The organism is Azorhizobium oxalatiphilum (assembly GCF_014635325.1).
GTDB lineage: Bacteria > Pseudomonadota > Alphaproteobacteria > Rhizobiales > Xanthobacteraceae > Azorhizobium > Azorhizobium oxalatiphilum.
Genome location: NZ_BMCT01000020.1, coordinates 1 through 2849, shown reverse-complemented (window position 1 = coordinate 2849; position 2849 = coordinate 1). Strand labels below are relative to the sequence as shown.

The 2849-nt window shown below is 60.2% G+C and carries 3 protein-coding genes; 2 read left to right on the top strand and 1 reads right to left on the bottom strand.

Going from position 1 to position 2849, the window contains the following annotated elements; all coding sequences use genetic code 11:
• On the bottom strand, positions 1–342 hold a 342-nt coding region (locus IEW24_RS28675; protein ID WP_210324306.1), incomplete at its 3' end, for a hypothetical protein.
• Here IEW24_RS28675 and glgA point away from each other — a divergent pair.
• Together glgA and IEW24_RS28550 are read left to right on the top strand one after the other, a co-directional pair.
• On the top strand, positions 341–1843 hold the full coding sequence (gene glgA / locus IEW24_RS28555) for a glycogen synthase GlgA (RefSeq protein WP_188584324.1): 1503 nt from the start codon (positions 341–343) through the stop codon (positions 1841–1843). The two genes, IEW24_RS28675 and glgA, sit on opposite strands and share 2 nt — an antisense overlap.
• 110 nt (positions 1844–1953) lie before the next feature.
• A partial coding sequence (locus tag IEW24_RS28550) for a glycosyltransferase family 4 protein (protein WP_188584323.1) occupies positions 1954–2849 on the top strand: 896 nt, incomplete at its 3' end.

The window sequence follows — 2849 nt, the reverse complement described above, 5'->3', positions numbered from 1 at the left end:
CGCACTCTGAAATAGCTTCGCAAGCTGAGGAAGCTGCCGAGTGACAACAGTGGTTAAGGCCGCCACTCGGCATGAGCCGGGCAGCGGATGGACCGCCAAGCTCGCGAAGAGACTGCCGGGATCACTTTTCCTGTCCATAACATTTGTTATGATCATTGAAAGTCCGCTGGCCAGTTCCGTGCCCCTACCAACATTTATTATTTTCCAATGAAGTGCCGAAGGAACCCTAGCCAATGCCAGAATTATTTTTCTATTTCGGCGTTTTTCCGGGAACATGCTTTGGATTTCCCCGTTTACAGCGCGGCCTAAACGACATGCAACGCTGAGAAGCTGCCAAGACATGAAAATCCTGGTCGATGGTTTGTCCTCATGCGGCGGCTGGGGACCGGTTGAATCGCTTGCCGGGAGCGTGACCGGGGGGAGCAGTTTTTCCAGTCGCACACGTCTACTTTTTGTCACGCCGGAGATGGGTGACTTCATTAAGGCGGGCGGCCTTGGCGAGGTATCTTCCGCGCTCCCTCGCCAGTTGAGATCACGGTGCGACGTGCGAGTCCTCATTCCCGGATATCGCGCCGTGCGATCCGCCGCTCGCGGTATGGAAATCGTCCGTGAAATCGCAGCTACCGCCGGTCTGCCCGAATGGTCTCTTGGCCGCTTCGCGACCGATGACGGCCTCTCGGTCTATGTCGTCCTTTGCGACGAACTCTACGACCGGGATGGCTCGCCTTACGGGCCGTTCGGCGGCACCGAATTTCTAGACAACGACACACGCTTCGCGCGGCTCTGCCTGTCCGCCGCTGAGCTCGCGGCTGGAGAGGCCGATCCGAACTGGAAACCTGACATCGTCCACGTCCATGATTGGCCGGCGGCGCTTGTGCCCGGCTACCTGAGGTGGAAAGGGCTCTCTACGCCGTCGATCCTCACCATCCACAACCTCGCCTATCAAGGCCTTTATGGACCCGAGCGGATGGGCACTCTCGCCATTCCGGAAAGCGCCTTCAGCATCGACGGCGTGGAATTCCACGGGAGGCTCTCTTTCCTCAAGGCGGGTATCTATTACGCATCCCATGTCACCACCGTCAGCGAGACGTACGCCCGCGAGATCGTCACGCCCGAACACGGTTGCGGTCTGCACGGCCTTCTCAAGACCCGGATGGATGAAGGGCACGTCAGCGGTATCATCAACGGTATCGACGAGAGCTGGTCGGATGTCGGGCCCGGGGCTGGTGCGACGACCATATGCCAATGGAAGGCACGGCATGCCTCCGAGATCCGTCGCAGTTTCAATCTCCCGGAAAGCTCGGGCCCGCTGTTCGCAATCATCTCCCGTCTTGTCCACCAGAAGGGCATCGACCTTGCCATCGAGGCAGCCGAGACGATTGTCCGGAACGGGGGGCAGTTGGTCGTCACCGGTCGCGGTGAGGCGAGGATGGAGGAGGCAATCCGTGGGCTGGCACGACTCTATCCACATGCCGTCGCTGCGCGCATCGGTTTCGACGATGCCGAGGCCCGACGGATGTTCGCAGCCAGCGATTTCCTCCTTATGCCCTCGCGCTTCGAACCCTGCGGTCTGAGCCAGATGTATGCTCAGCGTGTTGGCACCATTCCGATCGCGGCGCGCACCGGCGGCCTCGTGGATACCATCGACGACGGCCACTCCGGCTTCCTGTTCTCCTCCAAGACCGGTGCGGGCCTGAGCGCCGCGGTGAAGAGGGCATTTGGCGCATTCGCGTCGAAGCGCTCCTTCGCGCGTATGCGGAAACATGCCGTCGCAAAGCGCTTCGATTGGATTCAGCCCACGGAACGCTACGCCGAGCTCTACGGAAGGGCGCTGGCCGGCTGAGCCTGCTTCGTCTCGGAACGCGAGATGCGAAGTCGTGAAGGAACGCCAGACCTTTCTATCCGTTTGGCTTTCGTCACTTTCCATTTCGCTGGACGAGAGGAATTGCCGTAATGCGGATCGCTCAGATTGCGCCCCTCGCGGAAAGCTGCCCACCCAGGCTCTATGGCGGCACCGAGCGCATCGTGTCCTACCTAACGGAAGAGCTGGTGCGACAGGGGCACGAGGTGACGCTGTTCGCTAGCGGCGATTCTGAGACGTCCGCACGTCTCGTTCGGTGTACCTCGCAGGCACTTCGGCTCGATCCGGACGTTCGCGATCCCATCCCCTACCACGTGATGATGCTGGAAGAGGTGCGCCAGCACGCCGATACTTTCGACGTCCTGCATTTTCATACGGAATTCCTGCACTTCCCCCTGATCCGGTCCTTTGCCGACCGGACGCTCACGACTTTGCACGGTCGTTTGGACCTCCCGGACCTCAAGCCCTTCTATGGGAGCTTCCCGGACGTTCCCCTCGTTTCCATATCCGATGCTCAACGTCTCCCCATGCCGCCAGCCAACTGGGCAGGAACCATTCATCACGGACTTCCCGGGAATTTGCTTCCATTCACCTCAGAACCGCGTGGCAACTACCTTGCCTTCCTCGGCCGAATTTCTCCCGAGAAACGCCCTGACCGAGCGATCGAAATCGCGACGCGGGCGGGTATGAAGCTAAAGATGGCAGCGAAGATCGATGCCGCTGATCGCGCCTATTGGCATGACGTAATCGAGCCCTTGGTCACTGCCAATCCGAACGTCGAGTTTGTCGGCGAAATCGACGAACGGCAGAAGGCCGAATTCCTCGGCAACGCCATGGCGCTGCTGTTCCCGATCGACTGGCCGGAGCCCTTCGGGCTGGTGATGATCGAGGCGATGGCCTGCGGCACCCCCGTAATTGCATTCGAAAACGGCTCCGTTGCGGAAGTGATCGACGACGGCGTCAGTGGCCGCATCGTGCACAACGTCCA

Excerpts from the sequence above, each read along its gene's own strand:
- glgA (WP_188584324.1), top strand. The coding sequence starts at position 341 with ATGAAAATCCTGGTCGATGGTTTGTCCTCATGCGGCGGCTGGGGACCG.